We start from the raw sequence: 20849 nt of genomic DNA, 5'->3' as shown, positions 1-20849 counted from the left end.
GGAAGAGCGCCGTGCAGCATACGGATGCGACATTACTTATGTAACAAACAACGAACTTGGATTCGATTATCTTCGTGACAACATGGTTATCTACAAAGAGCAGCTTGTACAGAGAGATCTGCACTATTGCATCATCGATGAGATCGACTCCGTCCTGATCGACGAGGCACGTACACCTCTTATCATTTCCGGACAGAGCGGCAAATCCACCAAACTTTACGAAGTATGCGATATCCTGGCACAGCAGCTTGAGCGTGGTGAAGCCAGCCATGAGATGACCAAGATGGCAGCTATCATGGGCGAGGAAGTTGTCGAGACTGGTGATTTCGTTGTCAATGAGAAGGACAAGATCGTCAACCTCACCGAGCAGGGTGTCAAGAAGGTTGAGAAATTCTTCAATATCGAGAACCTGGCAGATCCGGAGAACCTGGAGATCCAGCACAATATCATCCTTGCACTCCGTGCACACAACCTGATGCATAAGGACCAGGATTACGTAGTTAAGGATGACGAGATCCTGATCGTAGATGAGTTTACCGGACGTATCATGCCGGGTCGCCGTTATTCTGACGGACTTCATCAGGCGATCGAAGCAAAAGAGCATGTCAAGGTCAAGAGAGAGAGCAAGACTCTTGCTACTATCACATTCCAGAACTTCTTCAACAAATATGACAAGAAGGGCGGTATGACCGGTACAGCACTTACCGAGGAGAAAGAATTCCGTGATATCTACGGAATGGACGTTGTAGAGATCCCGACCAACAGACCGGTACAGCGTAAAGACCTCGAAGATGCCGTATACATGACCAAGAAAGAGAAATTCAACGCAGTCGTAGAGGCTGTTAAGGAAGCATATGCAAAGAAACAGCCGGTACTGGTTGGTACGATCACCATCGAGACTTCCGAGCTCATCAGCAAGATGCTCCGCCGCGAGGGAATCCCGCATAAAGTCCTGAATGCGAAGTTCCATGAACTTGAGGCAGAGATCGTTGCACAGGCAGGTCAGTCCGGTGCTGTTACCATCGCGACCAACATGGCAGGTCGTGGTACCGATATCAAGCTCGATGACGTTGCAAGAGAAGCCGGCGGTCTCAAGATCATCGGTACAGAGCGTCATGAATCCAGACGTATTGATAACCAGCTCCGTGGACGTTCCGGTCGTCAGGGAGATCCGGGTGAATCTCGTTTCTATATCTCTCTTGAGGATGACCTGATGCGTCTGTTCGGTTCTGAGCGACTGATGAAAGTATTTACATCCCTCGGTGTTGCAGAGAATGAGCAGATCGAACACAAGATGCTTTCCAACGCGATCCAGAAGGCACAGGAGAAGATCGAGTTCAACAACTTCGGTATCCGTAAAAACCTTCTCGATTACGACCAGGTAAATAACGAGCAGCGTGAGATCATTTATGCAGAGCGCCGTCAGGTACTGGATGGAGAGAACATGCGCGATGCCATCTACAAGATGATCACAGATATCGTAGACAGTACTGTAGATATGTGCTTCTCCGATGATGTAGATTCCGAAGAGTGGGATCTGGATGAGTTCAACACAGCACTGCTCCCGATCATCCCGATCAAGGCTTTAACTAAGGAAGATGTCAAAGGCAAGAAGAAAGACGAGATCAAGCACGAGATCAAAGAAAAAGCTGTCAAACTCTACGAAGCCAAAGAAGCAGAGTTCCCGGAAGCAGAGCAGCTTCGTGAACTGGAACGTGTCGTTCTCCTGAAATGCATCGACAGCAAGTGGATGGATCACATCGACGACATGGAGAGTCTCCGTCAGGGAATCGGCCTTGTAGGATATGGCCAGAGAGATCCGGTTGTTGAGTACAAGATGAGCGCTTACGAGATGTTCAACAACATGATCAGTGCGATCCAGGAAGATACTGTCCGTATGCTGTATCATGTAAATGTAGAGCAGAAGGCAGAGCGTGAGCAGGTTGCCAAAGTTACAGGAACCAACAAGGATGATTCCTCCGCAAAAGCTCCTGTTCAGCGTAAAGAAGACAAGATTTATCCGAACGATCCATGCCCGTGCGGAAGCGGCAAGAAATACAAACAGTGCTGCGGACGTAAATTAATGAAAGCATAATAGAGCAGATAATAAAGAAGCTGCATCCCCGTTGGAGTGATTCCGATGAGGATGCAGCTTTTTGCATAGGTGATATTTGATTTTTTAATATCAGAGAGTTTATTTCCCAGCTTTTGCTCTGCGGGCATCTTTCTTTGATTCCAGGTTGGAAACGACCATAGTGCAGGCAGCATCACCGGTGATGTTGACAGTGGTACGTCCCATATCAAAGATACGGTCAACACCGGCAACAAGTGCGATACCGTCGACCGGAAGACCTACAGAAGTAAGCACCATCGCAAGCATGACCATACCGGCACCAGGCACACCAGCAGTTCCGATAGAAGCGAGAGTTGCTGTGAGCACGATAGTCAGCATCTGAGAAAGTGTCAAATGGATTCCGTAGCAGGATGCGATAAAGATCGCACAGACGCCCTGATAGATCGCAGTACCGTCCATATTGATGGTAGCACCGAGTGGAAGTACGAAGGATGCGATCTCACGTTTGGCACCAAGTTTCTCAGTACATTCCAGGTTGATCGGCAGGGTTCCTACGGAAGAAGCACTGGAGAATGCAAACATGATCGCCGGAAGCATGCCCTTGAAGAATTTCAGCGGGCTCATTCCACCGAGTGTTCCGACAGTCAGTGAATAAACAACTACAGCATGTACAACATAGCAGATATAAGCTGCGAGAAGTACCATAGCCAGGGAACCGATGATTGCCGGACCGTTGGCTGCGATAACCGGACACAGCAGGCAGAAGACACCGATCGGGGACAGCTTCAGGATCATTTCCATACATTTCATAAAGATCTCATTCAGATCATTGAATGCGTTTACAACGCGGACGTTTTTCTCACCGACGAGGATGATCGCGAAACCAAGGATGATCGCCATTACGATAACCTGCAGCATGTTTGTTTCTACCATCGGTGAAACGAAGTTGGATGGAAAAATATTTACCAGTGTATCCATGAAGGAAGTTGCCTCAGCAGCCTCATAGGTCAGGTCTGTGGTAGCAACTACAGGAAACAGTCCTTTGAACAGGTTTCCACCGGTTAGACCGATCGTAACAGCAAAAGCAGTTGTGCACAGATAAAAAACAACTGTTTTGAGACCGATAGATCCAACTTTCTTGATATCACTCATGGAAATGATACCGCACATGATGGAAAACAGTACGATCGGAACGACGATAAACTTGATCAGGTTCAGGAAAATCGTTCCAAACGGTTTGATGTAAGATTCGGCGAAGCTGGCATGACTCTGCATCAGAAGACCAGCAATGATCGCCAGGACCAGTGCAATAAAAATCTGCATGGCCAGGGACATTTTTTTCTTTTCTTTCATTAATAGTTCCTCTCTTTCTTTCCCTTTTGTACAGGTTTCGGGTATAAAAAAAGGCATCGCAAATAAACGCAATGCCTTCATCGCCATCACCTGACAATTCATTGTATCATATGTACAAAAAAGATACAATACAGAGTCAAAAATTGGCTAAATTTGTATTTGTTGTCTATGACAACGAATTAGAAGAACTTCGCGATCGCATCCAGTTCCTTGCGCGGCGGACGTGCCGGAGATTCGGCTGCCTTGCCGACTGCAATAACAGACACAACAGTTTCTGTCTCTGGAATATCAAGGAGTTCGCGGAGTTTATCAGATTCACGGAGTCCCATGATCAGAGTAGAAAGTCCCAGATCTGCCGCTTTGAGGATCAGGTTTTCATTCTGCAGACCAAGATCATAGCATCCCCATCCGTTTCCAAGTTCATTGTCGGCGGTACCATCTTTCTGGAAACCGGCGCGGTCATGTACGAAGGTTGTTACGATCAGCGCAGCATTCTCGGATTTACCCGCATTTCCCGCACCCGGAAGGCAGGTTGCACGGATCTTGTCGACTATTTCTCTGGAAAGAACACAGTAGTAACGTCCTGTCTGAGAGTTTTTCCAGGACGGAGCCTCCTGCGCGGCACGGATCAGAGCTTCCATCTGTTCTCTGGTCACTTTACTGTCAGCCGCATATTTGCGGACAGTTCTTCTGGTTTCTATTAATTTCTGAAATTCCATGGTGAGTCCTCCTTGATGTGATAACTTTATACAACGTCATTTTAACATAGCGATAAAGGGGATTCAATGAGAAGTTTATGTATGCACAATTCACAAAAACCAAAAGAATAACTTATATAATCTATACAAAGTTGTGTTTTTTTCCAAAAAGCAATTGACGTTCACTTAAGAGAGTGCTACTATGACACATGTAAGGAAAACCTTTTCCTAACAAACCAGCAAGGAGAATCAGAATGGCAGTTACGATAGAAGATATTGCCCGGGAAGCCGGTGTATCGATTGCGACTGTATCCAGGGTGATCAATAAGACGAAGCCGGTAAGTGCAGAACTCCGTGACAGAGTCTACGAAGTGATCGAGAAGAATCATTTCAAGCCCAACAGCCTTGCACAGGGATTGATCACAAAGAAGACCAATACGATCGGTATTATCGTACCGGACATTTCCAATGCAGTTTTTGGTAAACTCACCAAGGGAATCAACAGTGTTTTTGCACAGGAAGGCTATACTGTTGTCCTCTGTGAATCACAGGGTGAACTTGAGAAAGAACTGAAATTACTGGGAATTCTGGAGGAGAAGCAGATCGAAGGCCTGCTTTTTGCCGGAGTTGATGTAAACCACACTCTGGTAGAGCGCATGCGCAAGAGAAATTATCCGGTAGTCCTGGTGACACAGGAAGCTTCGGAGGATGAGGAAGCAGTGCACACTGTGATCCACAATAATGTGGAGGCGATGTACGATGCGGTGAAGTTCCTTCTGGACAATGGCCATGAGCGGATCGCCTATCTCGGCGGACCGAAGAATGACTTTTCATCTGGCAAGAAGCGTGTCATTGGCTATAAGAAAGCACTGGAAGAAGCAGGAATAGAAGTGAAGGATTCCTACATTGCCCAGGGAGATTTTTCTTTTGAAGCGGGATATCAGGGAATGAAGAAGCTCTATGAGGAGAACAGTAAGCTCCCGACGGCAGTAGTCACCGGAAGTGATGTGATCGCAGTAGGAGCAATCCAGTATCTTGACAACATGAGAGTGAAGATTCCAGATGATATTTCCATCATGGGATTTGATGATTCTGAATTTGCAACTTACATCAAGCCGGAGCTGTCAACCGTGCGGATCTCTTACTATGATGAGGGAGTCAAGGCGGCGGAGATGCTCAGGGAACTGATGGATGGCAGCACAGAAGCACCAATGAAGGAGTATGTGCCCCACAAGATTATCCGAAGGAGCACGACAAAGAATCTGAACTGAATACAGGAAAGAAGAGCTGTATAGGAGCAGCTCTTACTTTTGAACGAATAGGAAAGCGATTTCCCTAAAGATTATGCAGATTATACAAAAGAAAATCACAAATATTAGTGATTATAACAAACGGAAAAACGATGAAACATTATTTTTTTACAACTAAATGTAAACGTTTTCCTAAAAGTATAAATATCATTCCGACAGTTCAGAGACATTCTTAAATTAAGAGATCTATAAAAAACACAATATATATTTTCATTCATGAAGGAGGAAACAACATGAAAACAAAACAGTGGAAAAAAGCAGCAGCACTTATGTCAGCAGGAGCAATGACCGCATCTATCTTTGCGGCACCATTGGCAGTAAAGGCAGACGATAAGGTAACGATTTCATTTTCCTTTGACCAGGGCGTTGGCGAGGCAACCCAGAAGATGGTAGATGCCTACAACGAAAGCCAGGACAAAGTGGAAGTACAGACTGTCATTCTCCCGCAGGATGCAAACACAGTTCACGATGATTTTGTAAACAAGCTTGCTTCCGGAGATACCAGTGTAGATGTAATGGGACTTGATGTAACTTATATCAGCGAGTTTGGTTCTGCAGGATGGCTGGCAGATCTCTCTGATCTGGTAGATCCTTCTCTGACAGAGGGAATGCTCACAGGTCCGGTAGAAGGTGCAACGATTGATGGCAAACTTGTAGCAATGCCATGGTTCACAAACTCAAGTGTCCTTTTCTATCGTACGGATGTCCTTGAAGATCTGGGTGCAGAAGCTCCGGATACCTGGGAAGGCTGGATGGAGCTGGCAGACAAGGCAAAAGGTGTAGATGGCGTGGAATATGGAGCTGATTTCCAGGCAGCACAGTCCGAATCTCTTGTATGCAACTGGGTGGAATATGTATGGGGCAATGGCGGAGATATTCTGGACGAGAACGGAACTCCTGTTGCAAACTCCGACAATAATGTAGAAGCAACAGAGATCATGAAGAAACTTGTTGATGATTATGCACCGGAAGGAATCACAACTTATTCCGAAACAGAGAGTGAGCAGGTATTCAAAGAAGGCAAATGCCTCTTCATACGTGACTGGTCAGGATTCTGGTCAAGCGGACAGGATGAAGGTTCCAAGGTGACAGGAAAAATTGGCGCAACTACACTTCCGGTCGGACCAAGTGGTGAAGATTCTCACACCTGTCTCGGTGGACTTGATCTTGTGATCAACAACAACGTTGACGATGCACACAAAGAGGCAGCAGCTGATTTCATTTCCTACATGGCAAGTGCAGATACACAGAAAGAAATGACTCTGATCTCTTCTCAGCCGCCAGTTGTAAAATCTGTTTATGAAGATGCTGATATCCTGGAAGCAATCCCATTCTACTCTGATTTTGCAGACATCATCGCAACAGGAAAATCCAGACCGCAGACACCAAAATATGCAAAAGTTTCCGATGCGATCCAGAGAAATGTACACCAGGCACTCACCGGCGAGATGGAAGTCAAAGATGCACTTGATACACTCCAGAGCGAACTGGAAGAGCTTACAAAATAATAAAATTTTAAGGGAGAGGAATGAGCACAATGAAAAAGGGACGTGGTTCACTGGAAAAAACAGAATCCAGGGATGCATGGATTATGATGACACCGGCTCTTATTGTTCTGACGATCGTGGCGGTTTATCCGATACTTCGTACATTCTGGCTGAGTCTCCATGAGATGGTCCTGACTGATCCGACGAGCGGGTATCCGTTCGTCGGACTGGGAAATTATATAAAGATTTTTCAGGATTCCAGAGCATTGACGGCACTTGTATTTACACTGAAATTTACTGTTGTGACAGTATTTTTTGAGACGATTCTCGGCTTTATTTCTGCGATGATCATGAATCAGGGATTCAAGGCAAAAGGCTTCGTCCGGGCAGCAATCCTGATTCCGTGGGCGATTCCGACCTCTGTTTCTGCAATGATGTGGAAATTTATCTACAACGATCAGTATGGACTTTTTAATGATGTATTGTGCCGCCTTGGGGTGATCGATGGTTACAAAGCATGGCTCAGTACTTCAAGTGGTTCCTTTATGGCGCTGGTCATCACGGATATCTGGAAAACAGCGCCGTATATGGCACTTCTGATCCTTGCAGGGCTGCAGATGGTTCCGGATGATCTCTATGAAGCGGCAAAGATTGACGGTGCAAATGTAATTCAGCGTTTCATTTATGTCACGCTTCCAAACGTCAAAACGACTGTCCTCGTGGCAATGCTGTTCCGTACCCTGGATGCTTTCCGGGTATTTGACCTGATCTCCGTTATGACAGGAGGCGCGAACGGAACGGAGAGTGTGTCTGTGTACGCATACAATAACCTGATGAAATTCCTTGATTTTGGATATGGTTCTTCCCTGGCAGTGCTGATCTTTGTAGTTGTATTCCTGATCAGCGTGATCTATATGAAATTTATGGGAAACCGTCTGACAGAGATGTAGGAGGTGGACATTGTGCAGAAATCAAAGAGCATAGCAGGAAAAATCTTATTCGCAGTGTTTGTGATCGTTTTTGTCGGAATCATTGTCCTTCCTTTCTTCTGGCAGTTTATGACTTCGATCAAACCTCTGTCGGAGATCTCAGCAATTCCGGCGAAGTGGATCCCGAGCAAGGTCCACTGGGACTTTTACAAAAATGTATTTACGAAACATCCATTTGGAAGATATCTGCTGAACAGTTTTATCGTGGCACTTTCCACAACGGTACTCAGCATTCTAATCGGTGCTTCCGCAGCATATGCACTTGCGAGACTTCGCTTTAAAGGTAAAAAGATCATGCTCATGGCGATCTTAAGTATTTCCATGTTCCCGACGATCGCAACCTTAAGCCCGATCTATCTTCTTCTGAAAAACCTGAAGCTTCTCAATACATATGCAGGTCTGATCATTCCGTACATCACCTTTGCCCTGCCCCTGTCGATCTGGCTTCTGACGAACTTTTTTGCACAGCTTCCGAAGGGATTTGAGGAGGCTGCAGCGATCGATGGCTGTTCCAGAGGTAAGATTTTCTTCACGATCATGCTTCCTCTGATCAAACCGGCAACTTTTTCTGTGGCACTGATCGTCTTTATCAATGCATGGAATGAGTATCTGTATGCACTGACTTTTATGACAAATGACAATATGAGGACAGTACCGGTAGGTATTGCACTTTTCCCGAGCAATTACGAGCTTCCGTGGGGCGACATTGCGGCAGCGACTGTTGTAGTAACCGTTCCGCTTATCATTCTGGTACTTATTTTCCAGAAAAAGATCATCGCAGGTCTGACCACCGGCGGTGTAAAAGAATAATAGTAGCTGTGAGGGTACTGAACAGTTACAAATAATAAACATCAGGAGTGAGCATTATGAAAAAAATCAAATTATCAGAAAATCTGGAATTATCTCAGGTAGTTATGGGATGCATGAGAATCGCAGATTCCAATCTTACCGAAAATGAACTTTTGGATCTTGTAGAAAAATGTCTGGATATGGGAGTGACCTCCATTGACCATGCACCGGTATACGGCGGCTATACCTGTGAAAAAATCTTTGGAGATGCGGTACTTCGGAAACGTCCGGAACTGAGGGACAAGATGCAGCTTATCACAAAAGCTGGTATCGTATGCCCGGGACATTATGGAAACAAGACCATTTACTATAAAAGTACAAAAGAAGAGATTCTGAAAGAAATGGACGAATCTCTGGAAAAACTGGGAACAGATCATGTAGATCTTCTACTGATCCACAGACCTGACCCGCTGGCTGATCCGGCAGAAACTGCAGATGCATTGGAAACTGTTGTAAAGCAGGGAAAAGCCCTGAATGTTGGTGTTTCAAACTTTTTGCCGTCCCAGATGACGATGCTTCAGAGTTATCTGAACATTCCGCTTGTGACGAACCAGATGGAGCTTTCTGTCAAAAACACTGAGAACTTCTTTAATGGAGTAGTTGACGATGCATTTACAAGAAGAATCCCTCTGATGGCATGGTCTCCGCTTGGAGGTGGTGATGTATTTAAGAGTACCGATGAAAAATTTGTACGTCTGCGTACTGTACTTACGGCAATCGCAGAAGAGCATAAGACTACGATCGACGCAGTGATCTACGCATGGCTGTTTGTTCATCCGGTAAGAATTGCGGCGATCACAGGAACTATGAATGCAGACAGAATCCAGAAAGCCGTGGATGCGACAGAACTGGAACTTTCTTATGATGAGTGGTATCAGATTCTGGAAGCATCCAGAGGATACGCTGTACCGTGATGAAAATTAGTTGACATAAATGATCTTGGGAGGACAGAAACGTGAGTAAAATTCGTTTTGGACTGATCGGTTCCGGCTGGAGAGCAGAATTTTATATTCGCATTGCCAAAGCCCTGCCGGAAATGTTTGATCTGGCAGCAGTGATGATAAGAAGTAAAGAAAAAGGTGAGGCTTTTTCTGCAAAATTCAGTGTAAAAGTAGTCAATACACTGGATGAACTTGTGGAAAAAGAGCCGGAGTTTGTCGTAATGGCAATCAAAAGAGGAATCGTCACAGAAAATCTGATCACTTTATTTGAGAGAGGGATCCCGGTGCTGACGGAAACACCTCCGGGAGAAGACGTGGAAGCACTGCATCAGCTCTGGGATGCTTATCAGAAATATCAGCCAAAAGTGCAGGTGGCAGAACAGTATTTCCTGCAGCCGCTCTATGCATCCTGGTACAAGGCAATCTGTGATGGAAAGCTTGGTGAGGTAGAAAATATCAATATTTCTTCACTCCACGGTTATCACGGTGCGAGTATCATCCGGCAGTTCCTTAGAACAGGATTTGAGAACTGCAGGATTTACGGAAAACGTTACTGGTTTGATGTGACGGAAACATATGGAAGAGAGGGCATGGTTTTTGATGGAGAGGTTGTCAAATGCTCCAGAGATCGTCTGACGATGGAATTCGACAATGGCAAAGTGGCATATTTCGACTTTTCTGACCCGGCGCAGTATCACTCTTTTATCCGCACCAGACAGCTTACCGTGCAGGGAACACGAGGTGAGATCGATGATCTTACTATTCGCTATCTGAATGCGCAGAATATTCCGGTCACACAGGATCTTCGGAGGATTGATCTTGGCGTATATGGAAATCAGGAATGGTCACATTATGCGGTTATGCTGGGCGAGGAATTTTTGTTCCGTACACCGTTTATCAATGCGAGATTCAACGATGACGAGATCGCAGTTGCTTCCTGTATGGTAAAAATGCATGAGTATATCAACGGCGGTGAAGAATTTTATGGAATGGCAGATGCACTGCAGGATATGTATATCTGCCTCAAGATGGATGAAGCTCTGGAACATCCGGTGACTGTAGTAGAGACTCAGACACAGCCATGGGCGCAGAAATAAACCAAAAAACAGGATCCTGACGTTATAAAATGCTTGTAAACAAAAGCACTGAATCTATCAAGAAACATTTCTTTTGAAGTGATGTTTCTTGATGAATTTGGTGCTTTGTTTTTGTGGTTTTGTGTAGTATTGCAGAAAGAACTGTGAAAACCACATGTGATTTGTGACTATTTTTTGAAAAAACCTCTTTACAAACCACATAAAACAATATATAATGCAGACATAAACAAAAAGAAACCACATAAAATTAAAATAAAACAGACACAAAACCACAAAGATACAAAACAACAAAAACAGACAGGAGAGTATTAAAATGAAAATTCTTGAATCTAAATTCGTAAAAGGCTTTATCAAAATGGCAGATGACGGTTATCAGCAGGGATGGCATGAGAGAAACGGTGGAAACTTAAGCTATCGTCTGAAACCGGAAGAAGTAGAGATGATCAAACCGCGACTGAATGCACCGGGAGAATGGGAAGAGATCGGAGTGGAAGTTCCGGGTCTGGCAGGAGAGTTTTTCCTTGTGACAGGAAGCGGTAAATATTTCCGAAACATCATCGTGGACCCGGAAGTATGTCTTGCGATCATCGAGCTGGATGAGACAGGAACGAAGTACAGGATCCGCTGGGGACTTGTCGAGGGCGGCAGACCGACCAGTGAGCTTCCGACTCATCTGATGAACCATGAAGTGAAGAAGAAACTGACAAACGGAAGACATCGTGTTATCTACCATGCACATACCACAAATACGATCGCGCTGACTTTCGTACTTCCACTGGAAGACAAGGTATTCACAAGAGAACTGTGGGAATCCGCAACAGAGTGTCCGGTTGTATTCCCTGATGGTGTCGGAGTGATCGGCTGGATGGTTCCGGGCGGAAGAGAAATTGCTATCAAAACAGCAGAACTGATGAAAAAATACGATGTTGTCATCTGGGCACATCACGGAATGTTCTGTTCCGGAGAAGATTTTGACCTGACATTCGGTCTGCTCCACACAGTAGAGAAATCTGCAGAGATCCTGGTCAAGATCCTCTCCATGTCACCAAACAAGCTCCAGACTATCACACCGGATAACTTCCGTGCTCTGGCAAAAGACTTCCACGTAAGCCTGCCAGAAGAATTCCTCTATGAAAAAGAAAAATGATCATCGCTGTGTTGGCACTGTTCCGAACTGCTTTTTGTAAGCACGGACAAACGTAGTGTAATCCCGAAAGCCGCTCATCTGGGCGGCTTTCATTATGGGCATTCCCTGGGAGATCAGAGAGCGGGCGTGAAGCAGGCGTTTGCTGACGATGTAGTTGTGGATCGTGTAGCCTGTTTCTTCTTTGAATTTCCGCATCATATGATATTTGCTGAAGAAAAACTTCCCGGCGAGACTGTCGATCGAGAGGTCTTCTGCCAGATTTCGATTAATATATTTCAGAAGCTGCTCCACCTGGGAGTCCGAAGAGTAGGATTTCCGGTCTGGAGCAGTACTGCTTTTGAGGAAAATCCGGTTGATGTAGACCATAAACTGTGTAAAAAGTGCCTCACTTAAGAAATTATCCCCAAACTGGTCACCACGCAGGGACTGCTCGATCTCGGGCAGCAGATCCTTGAGGCGTTCCTGGAGGGCAGAATCCAGACGGACAAGGTTGAAGCTGCGGTCGTTGGCTTTCTGGAAACAGGTGTTGAGCTCTGGACGTGACAGATCTTCACGAAGCCAGAAAATATAGCGTTCATATGGCACCGCCGGGTCGATCTCCGGCTTGTGGATCGCACCCTGGCTGACCAGAAGAATGTCCTGAGGTTTGAGGTGGTAAGCTTTTCCTTCTATATGATAAGTAACTTTGCCAGAGACAAAGACGATGATCTTGTGAAAATCATGATAATGCCACTCAAACTCCCGGTCTGTACGGTCATTGATATGAAACAGCCGGAAATCCTCCTTGAGATAGCCGGTTTTTGCAAGGGAATACTGCGAATAGTCCATGGGAAGCCCTCCTGATTTGTTTGCTTTCTATTATAAAGAAGTATTCACTGGAAAAGAAGTGGTGTATAATAAAAAATATCATTTTATACAGGGAGAGAACAATGAAGGAGAAAGCATGGAAAAATGTAATAGCTGTATTGATAATAGCGCTGGCACTTATGGCGGGAGGTATAAATGTATCTGCCGCATCCGGGATTACGATTCGACAAGGCAAAGTATATCAGAATAATAAAGTGTATACCGGATGGTTCAGCCAGAATAATGGAAAGTATTATTCTGTAAAAGGAATAAGAGCAAAGGGATGGAAGAAAATTTCGAATAAATATTATTATTTTGACCGAAACAGCAGGCTTATCACGAATCACATTGTCGGCTCAAAAACGACTGGATACTTTTATGTGGACAAAACGGGTGTAAGGGTTACAACGAAAGAAATCCGTCAGGCAGTTGCTTTTGTCATGAGATACTCAAAGGCAACAGATCTGCCTTCTAAACGTCTTAGAACCTGTTTCTGTACACTGCTTAATTATCCTTATTATAATATGACAGATCACGCACCACGGGCAAATCAGATTGCTTCCTGTGCAGGTTACATGTTTACTTACAGAAGAGGTGACTGCTATTATTATGCCTCTACAATGGCATATATTGCAAGAGTTCTGGGCTATGATGCGCGTGTGGCGTGTGGTGCAGTTACTGCAAGAGGACCATATGCCGCATTGTCTCCACATGGATGGTGCGAGGTAAAATATGGAAATGCATGGAAAATGCTTGACTGTAGTATGCAGCGGGCACACACAAACAAGAATTTATGCCTGGTCACGAGAAAACAGTATCCATTTCGCCTGAGATGTGATAGGGTGTGTACAATGAAATCCAGTTATGGAACAATTAAATGGGCATGATTAGGAGGCTGTGAACGGGTCAAACAATAGCATGACCGCATTTTTTGCAAGGTATAGAGCAGTTTATTCTATATACATTGTAAAAAATAGCTTATATACTGGAACTATCGAATGGTTAAATGAATTGCGGGTAACGATAAATCCATAATATAAGCAAATCAAGCGGGAGGGCATAGCAATGACAGACTGCATTACAATGATAAAATATCAGGGACTTGGAAATGATTATCTGGTACTGGATCCGAACAAGAACCGTGTACAGCTTCAGGGCAAAAAGATTGCTCTGATGTGTCAGAGAGGTTTTGGACTCGGTGCAGACGGCGTTCTGTACGGACCGGTGGACATCAATGGAAAAATGGGCGTGCATATCTACAACTCTGACGGAAGCGAAGCGGCGATCAGCGGAAATGGTGTCTGTATTTTTGCAAAATACCTTCTTGACCATGAATATGTCAAAGAGAAAAAATTTGAGATCGAAACTTTGTCCGGTTCTATTGAAGTGGAGTGCCTGAACAGCCGTGCCACAGAATTTCGTGTAAACATGGGAAAGGCATCCTTCCTTTCCAGAGAGATTCCAGTGACTGGCGAGGTGCGTGAGGTTATCAATGAGGACTTTACCTTCAACAACAAAGATTACAAGGCAACCTGTCTGACGATCGGTAATCCACATTGTATCATCTTTATGGATGAGGTAAGTGAAAAAGCAGCCAGAGAACTTGGACCATATGTGGAAAACGCCGATGAATTTCCGGAGAGGATGAACCTCCAGATCTGCCGTAAGATTGACACCGGCAATCTCGACATCGAGATCTGGGAACGCGGCTCCGGCTACACCAAAGCTTCCGGTACAGGAAGCTGCGCCGCAGCAATGGCTGCATACAAACTCGGTTTCACCGAAAACCGCATCAACATCAACCAGCCAGGCGGCATGATCCAGATTGACATCCACAAAGACGGCACCATCTACATGACCGGAAGTGTGGGATACGTTGCGGATATGAGCGTGGCGGAGAGCTTTTTCTCATAAGATATAATTTCTAAAAGAAAATTCTGCTTCAGTGTCTTAATCTATGTAATTAGTGCATAATTAAGAACTGTTAAAACTACTTTTCGATGCTTAAGTGCCATATTGCTTTGATGGGGAATAATAGAAAATTGTTAATGATATAAATAAGAAAAATTTATAATTGATTCAATGAAGGAGATAGCAAACGCTGTTTCCTTTCTTTTGCACTTATGATAAAATATATCAGAAAAATATGGAAAATACGTAACTATTCAGTAGGTAGTATCCTGCGAGGTGTTTCGACATGTTTTTGTCGAAATCCCGAGACATACAAAGCAAAATGCTATCACCGAAGGTGATTTGAACGTAATCTGCGAAGCAATTGCGTTCATGAGCATGTAGCAAGGCGGAATGCGAATGTCCGTTTTGCACGCATTTTGACTCGTAACTGTGAGGGTACTGAATAGTTACGAACGATACGAAAGAGAGGTTCACGCTTTTATGGATATTACAATGCTGGGAACAGGAAATGCAATGGTAACTGAGTGTTACAATACATGTTTTGTGCTGAGAGATGGGGATAAGCATCTGCTGGTTGACGGCGGTGGTGGAAATACACTGCTGGCACAGCTCAAACATGCCGGATTTGACTGGATGGACATGCGCGAGATCTTCGTGACACACAAACATGTAGATCACATCATGGGTGTTGTCTGGATGATCCGTATGATCTGCCAGCATATGAAACAGGGACAGTACGAAGGTGAGGCAACAATTTACGGACACGAAGAGGTCATCCGCATCCTCAAGCAAATGGCAGAGATGCTTTATCCTAAGAAACAGACCTGCTATATTGGAGACCGCCTGCATCTGGTAGTCGTAGAAGACGGAGAAGAAAGAACCATCATGGGACATAAGACGACTTTCTTCGACATCCAGTCCACCAAAGCGAAACAGTTTGGCTTCTGCATGGACATGGGCAATGGCGACAAATTCACCTGTTGTGGCGATGAGCCATACAACGATTGCGAGAAAAAATACGCCGAAAACAGCAAATGGCTCCTTCACGAAGCATTCTGTCTCTTCGACCAGGCAGACAGATTCCACCCATACGAGAAACATCACTCCACAGCCAAAGACGCCAGCGAACTGGCAGAGCAGCTCGGCGTACAGAACCTGATCCTCTACCACACCGAGGACAAGAACATCGCCCGCCGCAAAGAACTCTACACAGAAGAAGGAAAGAAATACTTCCACGGAAATCTCTTCGTCCCGGAGGATCTGGAGAGAATAGAATTATAATCTGTTAATTATAGTACATATAAATCCCCATCATGCATATAAACATTGGAAAGTTTCATGTATGATGGGGACTTGCTTTATTTATCTCTATAATGCGAACCACACTGAGCAATCAAAATTAGATTATTTATTCAAAATCCTGCCATGCTTCATCAGACCATGCTTTTATCATCCATATTTACCTCATGTATTGTACCACCGGTTGTTTCAAGTTGTTCTATTGACTTCTTAAGTCGTGCAATATTTGCAGGACTGTAGAATGGATCGCTGTCAGCGGTGATCTCGAATGGGATTCTGCGTTCACGAACTGCTTTTTTGGCGAAGACACAGAATGCTGTTGTCATACTCATGCCAATGTCAGAACAAAAGGCTTCAAACTGTTTCTTAAGTTCTGCATCCATACGGATATTTATATTTGTCTGAGCCATTGAAATTCCCTCCTTTATACAAATTTTGATACTTATATTGTATGTAATATTATATACGATGTCAATAAAAATGATGAGTTAAAAATACAAAAATAAAAAATGGATTCGTGGCTTTTCACACTGCAAATCTTGCAGTTTCACCCAATCTATGGTATGGTATTACAGTATATGAATATATAGAAAGAAGGTGAAGCTGTGGTTGAATTAGATCAGTTCAAGAGTATTCTTGCAACATACACAGAACCATTAGTGGAAGTGAGGGATTCACTTTGACCTCGCTAACAAAGAGCAGAGGGTTGAAGAATTAGAGCGTGAAATGGAAGCACCGGACTTCTGGGATGATGCAGAGGTTTCACAGCAGAAGATGAAAGAGCTCAAGAGCATGAAGGACGACATGGAGACATACCACAATCTGGAGACCCAGTTGGAAGATATGGAAACCATGATCGAGATGGGCTATGAAGAAAATGATCCGGAGATCATTCCGGAGATTCAGGAGATGCTCGACGAATTCCAGAAGGATTTCGACAGCATCCGTGTTAAAACATTACTGTCAGGAGAATATGACAGCGAAAATGCGATCATCAAGCTCAATGCCGGAGCAGGTGGAACAGAAGCCTGTGACTGGTGTGGAATGCTTTATCGTATGTACAGCCGCTGGGTAGACCGCAAGGGATTCAGTATGGAAGTGCTTGATTACCTCGACGGCGATGAAGCCGGTGTCAAATCCGTAACCTTCCAGGTCAACGGAGAGAATGCTTACGGCTATCTCAAATCCGAGAAAGGTGTACACCGTCTTGTCCGTATTTCTCCGTTCAATGCAGCAGGCAAACGCCAGACTTCCTTCGTATCCTGCGATGTTATGCCGGATATCAAGAAAGACCTGGATGTAGAGATCAACGATGACGACATCCGTATCGATACCTACCGAAGCAGCGGTGCCGGTGGACAGCATATCAACAAGACATCATCCGCGATCCGTATTACACATTTCCCGACAGGAATCGTAGTACAGTGTCAGAATGAACGTTCTCAGCACATGAACAAGGACAAAGCCATGCAGATGCTGAAAGCCAAACTTTTCCTCCTCAAGCAGCAGGAAGCAGAAGCGAAACTTTCCGGTATCCGTGGTGAAGTAACCGATATCGGCTGGGGAAATCAGATCAGATCCTATGTTATGCAGCCATACACCATGGTCAAGGATCACAGAACAAGCGAAGAAACCGGAAATGTAGACGCAGTTCTTGACGGAGACATCGATCCGTTCATCAACGCCTACCTGAAATGGATCGCATTAGCCAAGAAACCGGCTGAATCATAAGGCAAAAAAGCCTTGCAGACTTTGCAGAGGTGTGATAACATATCCCTCATGGGAAAACAGTTGTCTTTTGAAAACGGACATCTCCTGAGAGGGATATGTGTTTCATCAAATGGATAAAGAGTTGCTGTGAACAGTAACGATAAAGTCAGCAGAGACAGGAAGGTCATAATGGGAAAAACAACAGAAAAAAAGAAGTATTTTGTAGTCAGGGAGCGAGCGGTTCCGGAAGTTTTGTTGAAAGTGGTACAGGCAAAGAAATTACTCGATTCAGAGAAAGTGAGCACTGTGCAGGAAGCAGCAGAGCAGACCGGTATCAGCAGAAGCTCCTTTTATAAATATAAGGATGATATTTTTCCTTTTCACGAAGAAGCCAGAGGAAAGACGATCACTTTCATCATTCAGATGGATGATGAACCGGGAATCTTGTCTGTTGTGCTTCAGACCATTGCACGTTTCCATGGAAATATCCTGACGATCCATCAGAGTATTCCGATCAATGGAGTGGCAACCCTCACACTCAGCGTGGATATCCTGCCGGGTGAGGGAGACGCAGAGGCTATGGTGGATGAGATCGAACAGAGAGATGGAATCCATTATCTGAAGATCCTCGGAAGAGAATAACTATAAGAAAGAACGCAGGAGGAAACCAAGCTATGGTAAATATTGCAGTATTAGGATACGGTACAGTAGGAAGCGGTGTGGTAGAGGTTATCAACACCAACCATAACAGCATCAATAAGAGAGCCGGCGCAGAGATCAACATCAAATATGTACTGGATCTGAGAGATTTCCCGGGAGATCCGGTAGAGAAAGTCCTTGTTCACGACTATGACGTGATCGCAAACGATCCGGAGGTAGACATCGTAGTAGAAGTTATGGGAGGAATCGAGCCGGCATACACCTTTGTAAAACGTGCCCTCGAATCCGGCAAAAGCGTCTGCACCTCCAACAAAGCCCTGGTAGCCAAACACGGCCCGGAACTTATGGAGATCGCACGCGAGAAAAACATCAACTTCCTGTTTGAAGCAAGCTGCGGTGGTGGAATCCCGATCATCCGTGCACTGAACTCTTCTCTGACAGCAGATGAGATCGATGAGATCACAGGTATCCTCAACGGAACCACCAACTACATGATGTACAAGATGAGCACAGAAGGCTGCGAATTTGATACAGTTCTCAAGGAAGCTCAGGCAAAGGGATACGCCGAGGCAGACCCGACAGCCGATGTAGAGGGATATGATGCATGCCGTAAGATCGCGATCCTTTCTTCTCTGGCATACGGTAAATTCCTGAATTACGAGGATATTTATACCGAAGGAATCACCAAGATCACACCAGAGGATATGCAGTACGCAGAAGAACTTGACATGACGATCAAACTTCTCGGTACCAGCCGCAAGATCGGAGACGATTCTTTCTACGCAATGGTAGCACCGTTCCTGGTAGGTAAGAGCAGCCCGCTTTACAGCGTAAATGACGTATTCAATGCAGTATTTGTCCATGGCAATGTCCTTGGTGATGCAATGTTCTATGGAAGCGGCGCAGGCAAACTTCCGACAGCAAGCGCAGTAGTTGCTGACGTAGTAGACGAAGCAAAGCACCTCCACAAGAACATTATGACAAACTGGTCCAGCAAACCGCTTGAACTGATTCCGATGGATGAAGTTGAGGGAAGATTTTTTGTAAGAGTCGAAGGCACAACCGTAGACCAGGTAGAAGCTGTTTTTGACGACGTTGAGATCGTAAATCTCAAGAACCTCCCGGGTGAATTTGGATTTATCACCACCAAGATGAAACAGGGAGAATATAAAGAAAAAGTTCAGAAATTAAATGGCAGTGTGGTCACTATGATCCGTGTCAAAGACTGACATTTTTTTCGGGGGAGAAACTATGTTAATAGTAAAAAAATTCGGCGGCACTTCAGTTGCAAACAAAGAGCGTATCTTTAATGTCGCCGGAAGATGCATAGAAGAATACAAAAAAGGCAATGATGTGGTGGTAGTTCTTTCTGCAATGGGTAAATACACAGATGAACTCATCACTATGGCAAAGGATATCAATGAGAAACCGCCGAAGCGTGAGATGGATATGCTTTTTACGATCGGAGAGCAGATGTCCGTGGCACTGATGTCCATGGCATTCGATAAACTGGGCGTTCCGTCTGTTTCTCTGAACGCATTCCAGGTCGCAATGCATACTACAAGCGTTCACGGAAATGCAAGACTCAAGAGGATTGATACCGAAAGAATCAAGAGAGAACTGGAAAACCACAAGATCGTTGTTGTGACAGGTTTCCAGGGAGTCAATAAATACGATGATTATACAACGCTTGGAAGAGGCGGCTCCGATACGACAGCAGTTGCTCTGGCAGCGGCACTTCATGCAGATGCCTGCGAGATCTACACTGACGTAGACGGCGTATATACAGCAGATCCGCGTAAAGTTCCGACAGCCCGCAAGCTCAAGGAGATCACTTATGATGAGATGCTGGATCTGGCAACACTTGGTGCCGGAGTGCTCCACAATCGTTCTGTGGAAATGGCAAAGAAATACGGCGTACCGCTCGTGGTACGTTCCAGTTTGAATACAAGCGAAGGAACTGTTGTAAAGGAGGAAGTAACAGTGGAAAGAATGCTGATCAGCGGAGTTGCGCTTGATACAGATGCAGTAAGAATCGCCGTGATCGGTCTGAAGGATACCCCGGGCGTGGCGTTCAGATTATTTGATGTACTGGCAAAGAAAAACATCAACGTAGATGTGATCCTTCAGTCTATCGGACGTGCGGGAACCAAGGATATTTCCTTCACCGTAGATGACAAGGATCTGGATGATGCAATGGCAGTCCTTGATGAAAACAAAGCAAGACTTGGATACCAGGAACTTCATTCTGAGAGAAATATTGCCAAACTTTCTATTGTCGGAGCCGGAATGATGAGTAATCCTGGTGTTGCGGCAAAGATGTTTGAGAGTCTTTATAATGAGGGCGTTAACATTAACATGATCTCCACATCAGAGATCCGCGTGACAGTTCTTATCAACGAAAAAGACGGTGTAAGAGCGATGAACGCAGTACATGACGCATTTAACCTGGCAGATTAAATAAAATGGAAGGAA

19 protein-coding genes are annotated in these 20849 nt (G+C 44.9%); 15 read left to right on the top strand and 4 right to left on the bottom strand.

The features are described from left to right. Nucleotides 1-2095 (top strand): preprotein translocase subunit SecA (gene secA, locus QZL69_RS04610; protein ID WP_291518337.1); only part of this gene is annotated, 2095 nt, incomplete at its 5' end. A 99-nt stretch (nucleotides 2096-2194) separates the two neighbouring features. Here the strand turns inward: secA and QZL69_RS04605 are convergent. Both QZL69_RS04605 and QZL69_RS04600 read right to left on the bottom strand, forming a co-directional pair. After that, nucleotides 2195-3427 carry a dicarboxylate/amino acid:cation symporter gene (locus QZL69_RS04605; protein ID WP_022214054.1) on the bottom strand — a complete coding sequence of 411 codons (1233 nt, stop codon included), beginning with the start codon at nucleotides 3425-3427 and terminating at the stop codon, nucleotides 2195-2197. A 179-nt stretch (nucleotides 3428-3606) separates the two neighbouring features. Beyond that, nucleotides 3607-4146 (bottom strand): nitroreductase family protein, encoded by a 540-nt coding sequence (locus QZL69_RS04600; protein ID WP_022214053.1) that lies wholly within the window; start codon nucleotides 4144-4146, stop codon nucleotides 3607-3609. Between the two features lie 233 nt (nucleotides 4147-4379). Between QZL69_RS04600 and QZL69_RS04595 the strand changes: the two genes are divergently transcribed. From QZL69_RS04595 to rhaD, 7 genes are all read left to right on the top strand, one after another. Continuing rightward, the gene (locus tag QZL69_RS04595) at nucleotides 4380-5396 is read left to right on the top strand and encodes a LacI family DNA-binding transcriptional regulator (RefSeq protein WP_022214052.1); all 1017 of its coding nucleotides are present in this window, start codon (nucleotides 4380-4382) and stop codon (nucleotides 5394-5396) included. A 272-nt stretch (nucleotides 5397-5668) separates the two neighbouring features. Next, nucleotides 5669-6943, top strand: a complete 1275-nt coding sequence (locus QZL69_RS04590; protein WP_022214051.1) for an ABC transporter substrate-binding protein — start codon at nucleotides 5669-5671, stop codon at nucleotides 6941-6943. Nucleotides 6944-6963: 20 nt separating this feature from the next. Then, entirely contained in the window at nucleotides 6964-7872 is a 909-nt protein-coding gene (locus QZL69_RS04585; RefSeq protein WP_199611789.1) for a carbohydrate ABC transporter permease, read from the top strand. 12 nt (nucleotides 7873-7884) lie between these two features. After that, nucleotides 7885-8721, top strand: a complete 837-nt coding sequence (locus QZL69_RS04580) for a carbohydrate ABC transporter permease (protein ID WP_022214049.1) — start codon at nucleotides 7885-7887, stop codon at nucleotides 8719-8721. A 56-nt stretch (nucleotides 8722-8777) separates the two neighbouring features. Beyond that, the gene (locus tag QZL69_RS04575) at nucleotides 8778-9674 is read left to right on the top strand and encodes an aldo/keto reductase (protein WP_022214048.1); all 897 of its coding nucleotides are present in this window, start codon (nucleotides 8778-8780) and stop codon (nucleotides 9672-9674) included. A 41-nt stretch (nucleotides 9675-9715) separates the two neighbouring features. Beyond that, nucleotides 9716-10798 carry a Gfo/Idh/MocA family protein gene (locus QZL69_RS04570; protein WP_022214047.1) on the top strand — a complete coding sequence of 361 codons (1083 nt, stop codon included), beginning with the start codon at nucleotides 9716-9718 and terminating at the stop codon, nucleotides 10796-10798. 313 nt (nucleotides 10799-11111) lie between these two features. Beyond that, nucleotides 11112-11945: a rhamnulose-1-phosphate aldolase gene (gene rhaD / locus QZL69_RS04565; RefSeq protein WP_022214046.1), complete on the top strand. Its 834-nt coding sequence runs from the start codon at nucleotides 11112-11114 to the stop codon at nucleotides 11943-11945. On the opposite strand, the gene QZL69_RS04560 is transcribed toward rhaD, so the two are convergent. Beyond that, complete coding sequence (locus QZL69_RS04560; protein WP_022214045.1) at nucleotides 11946-12773, bottom strand: helix-turn-helix domain-containing protein; 828 nt, start codon at nucleotides 12771-12773, stop codon at nucleotides 11946-11948. Nucleotides 12774-12874: 101 nt separating this feature from the next. Between QZL69_RS04560 and QZL69_RS04555 the strand changes: the two genes are divergently transcribed. The 3 genes from QZL69_RS04555 to QZL69_RS04545 all read left to right on the top strand — a co-directional run bounded on the left by QZL69_RS04555 (nucleotide 12875) and on the right by QZL69_RS04545 (nucleotide 15986). After that, complete coding sequence (locus tag QZL69_RS04555; RefSeq protein ID WP_022214044.1) at nucleotides 12875-13678, top strand: transglutaminase-like domain-containing protein; 804 nt, start codon at nucleotides 12875-12877, stop codon at nucleotides 13676-13678. A 178-nt stretch (nucleotides 13679-13856) separates the two neighbouring features. Then, entirely contained in the window at nucleotides 13857-14705 is an 849-nt protein-coding gene (gene dapF, locus QZL69_RS04550; protein ID WP_022214043.1) for a diaminopimelate epimerase, read from the top strand. Nucleotides 14706-15185: 480 nt separating this feature from the next. Next, the gene (locus QZL69_RS04545) at nucleotides 15186-15986 is read left to right on the top strand and encodes an MBL fold metallo-hydrolase (protein ID WP_022214042.1); all 801 of its coding nucleotides are present in this window, start codon (nucleotides 15186-15188) and stop codon (nucleotides 15984-15986) included. Between the two features lie 152 nt (nucleotides 15987-16138). On the opposite strand, the gene QZL69_RS04540 is transcribed toward QZL69_RS04545, so the two are convergent. Then, entirely contained in the window at nucleotides 16139-16414 is a 276-nt protein-coding gene (locus tag QZL69_RS04540) for a type II toxin-antitoxin system RelB/DinJ family antitoxin (RefSeq protein ID WP_022214041.1), read from the bottom strand. A gap of 195 nt (nucleotides 16415-16609) precedes the next feature. Here QZL69_RS04540 and prfB point away from each other — a divergent pair. The 4 genes from prfB (at nucleotide 16610) to QZL69_RS04520 (ending at nucleotide 20834) form a co-directional block, all read left to right on the top strand. Then, nucleotides 16610-17735 (top strand): peptide chain release factor 2 gene (gene prfB, locus QZL69_RS04535; RefSeq protein ID WP_118251841.1). Its coding sequence is split into 2 segments (ribosomal slippage): nucleotides 16610-16684 and nucleotides 16686-17735, totalling 1125 coding nucleotides; the frame shifts between segments, so codons are not numbered across the junction. Nucleotides 17736-17903: 168 nt separating this feature from the next. Beyond that, complete coding sequence (locus QZL69_RS04530; RefSeq protein WP_022214039.1) at nucleotides 17904-18356, top strand: ACT domain-containing protein; 453 nt, start codon at nucleotides 17904-17906, stop codon at nucleotides 18354-18356. Between the two features lie 32 nt (nucleotides 18357-18388). Further along, on the top strand, nucleotides 18389-19603 hold the full coding sequence (locus QZL69_RS04525) for a homoserine dehydrogenase (protein WP_022214038.1): 1215 nt from the start codon (nucleotides 18389-18391) through the stop codon (nucleotides 19601-19603). 22 nt (nucleotides 19604-19625) lie between these two features. Beyond that, nucleotides 19626-20834 carry an aspartate kinase gene (locus tag QZL69_RS04520; RefSeq protein WP_022214037.1) on the top strand — a complete coding sequence of 403 codons (1209 nt, stop codon included), beginning with the start codon at nucleotides 19626-19628 and terminating at the stop codon, nucleotides 20832-20834. Nucleotides 20835-20849: the final 15 nt, after the last annotated feature.

The sequence above is a fragment of the Blautia sp. CAG:237 genome (assembly GCF_000436615.1).
In the GTDB taxonomy this organism is placed as follows: Bacteria; Bacillota; Clostridia; order Lachnospirales; family Lachnospiraceae; genus Blautia_A; species Blautia_A intestinihominis.
This window is presented reverse-complemented; position numbering and strand designations above follow the sequence as displayed.

Coding starts and splice junctions, on each gene's coding strand:
- rhaD (WP_022214046.1), top strand. CDS start 11,112: ATGAAAATTCTTGAATCTAAATTCGTAAAAGGCTTTATCAAAATGGCA.
- QZL69_RS04525 (WP_022214038.1), top strand. CDS start 18,389: ATGGTAAATATTGCAGTATTAGGATACGGTACAGTAGGAAGCGGTGTG.
- QZL69_RS04590 (WP_022214051.1), top strand. CDS start 5,669: ATGAAAACAAAACAGTGGAAAAAAGCAGCAGCACTTATGTCAGCAGGA.
- QZL69_RS04555 (WP_022214044.1), top strand. CDS start 12,875: ATGAAGGAGAAAGCATGGAAAAATGTAATAGCTGTATTGATAATAGCG.
- QZL69_RS04585 (WP_199611789.1), top strand. CDS start 6,964: ATGAGCACAATGAAAAAGGGACGTGGTTCACTGGAAAAAACAGAATCC.
- QZL69_RS04540 (WP_022214041.1), bottom strand. CDS start 16,414: ATGGCTCAGACAAATATAAATATCCGTATGGATGCAGAACTTAAGAAA.
- QZL69_RS04530 (WP_022214039.1), top strand. CDS start 17,904: ATGGGAAAAACAACAGAAAAAAAGAAGTATTTTGTAGTCAGGGAGCGA.
- QZL69_RS04545 (WP_022214042.1), top strand. CDS start 15,186: ATGGATATTACAATGCTGGGAACAGGAAATGCAATGGTAACTGAGTGT.
- QZL69_RS04600 (WP_022214053.1), bottom strand. CDS start 4,146: ATGGAATTTCAGAAATTAATAGAAACCAGAAGAACTGTCCGCAAATAT.
- QZL69_RS04605 (WP_022214054.1), bottom strand. CDS start 3,427: ATGAAAGAAAAGAAAAAAATGTCCCTGGCCATGCAGATTTTTATTGCA.
- QZL69_RS04595 (WP_022214052.1), top strand. CDS start 4,380: ATGGCAGTTACGATAGAAGATATTGCCCGGGAAGCCGGTGTATCGATT.
- dapF (WP_022214043.1), top strand. CDS start 13,857: ATGACAGACTGCATTACAATGATAAAATATCAGGGACTTGGAAATGAT.
- QZL69_RS04520 (WP_022214037.1), top strand. CDS start 19,626: ATGTTAATAGTAAAAAAATTCGGCGGCACTTCAGTTGCAAACAAAGAG.
- QZL69_RS04560 (WP_022214045.1), bottom strand. CDS start 12,773: ATGGACTATTCGCAGTATTCCCTTGCAAAAACCGGCTATCTCAAGGAG.
- QZL69_RS04575 (WP_022214048.1), top strand. CDS start 8,778: ATGAAAAAAATCAAATTATCAGAAAATCTGGAATTATCTCAGGTAGTT.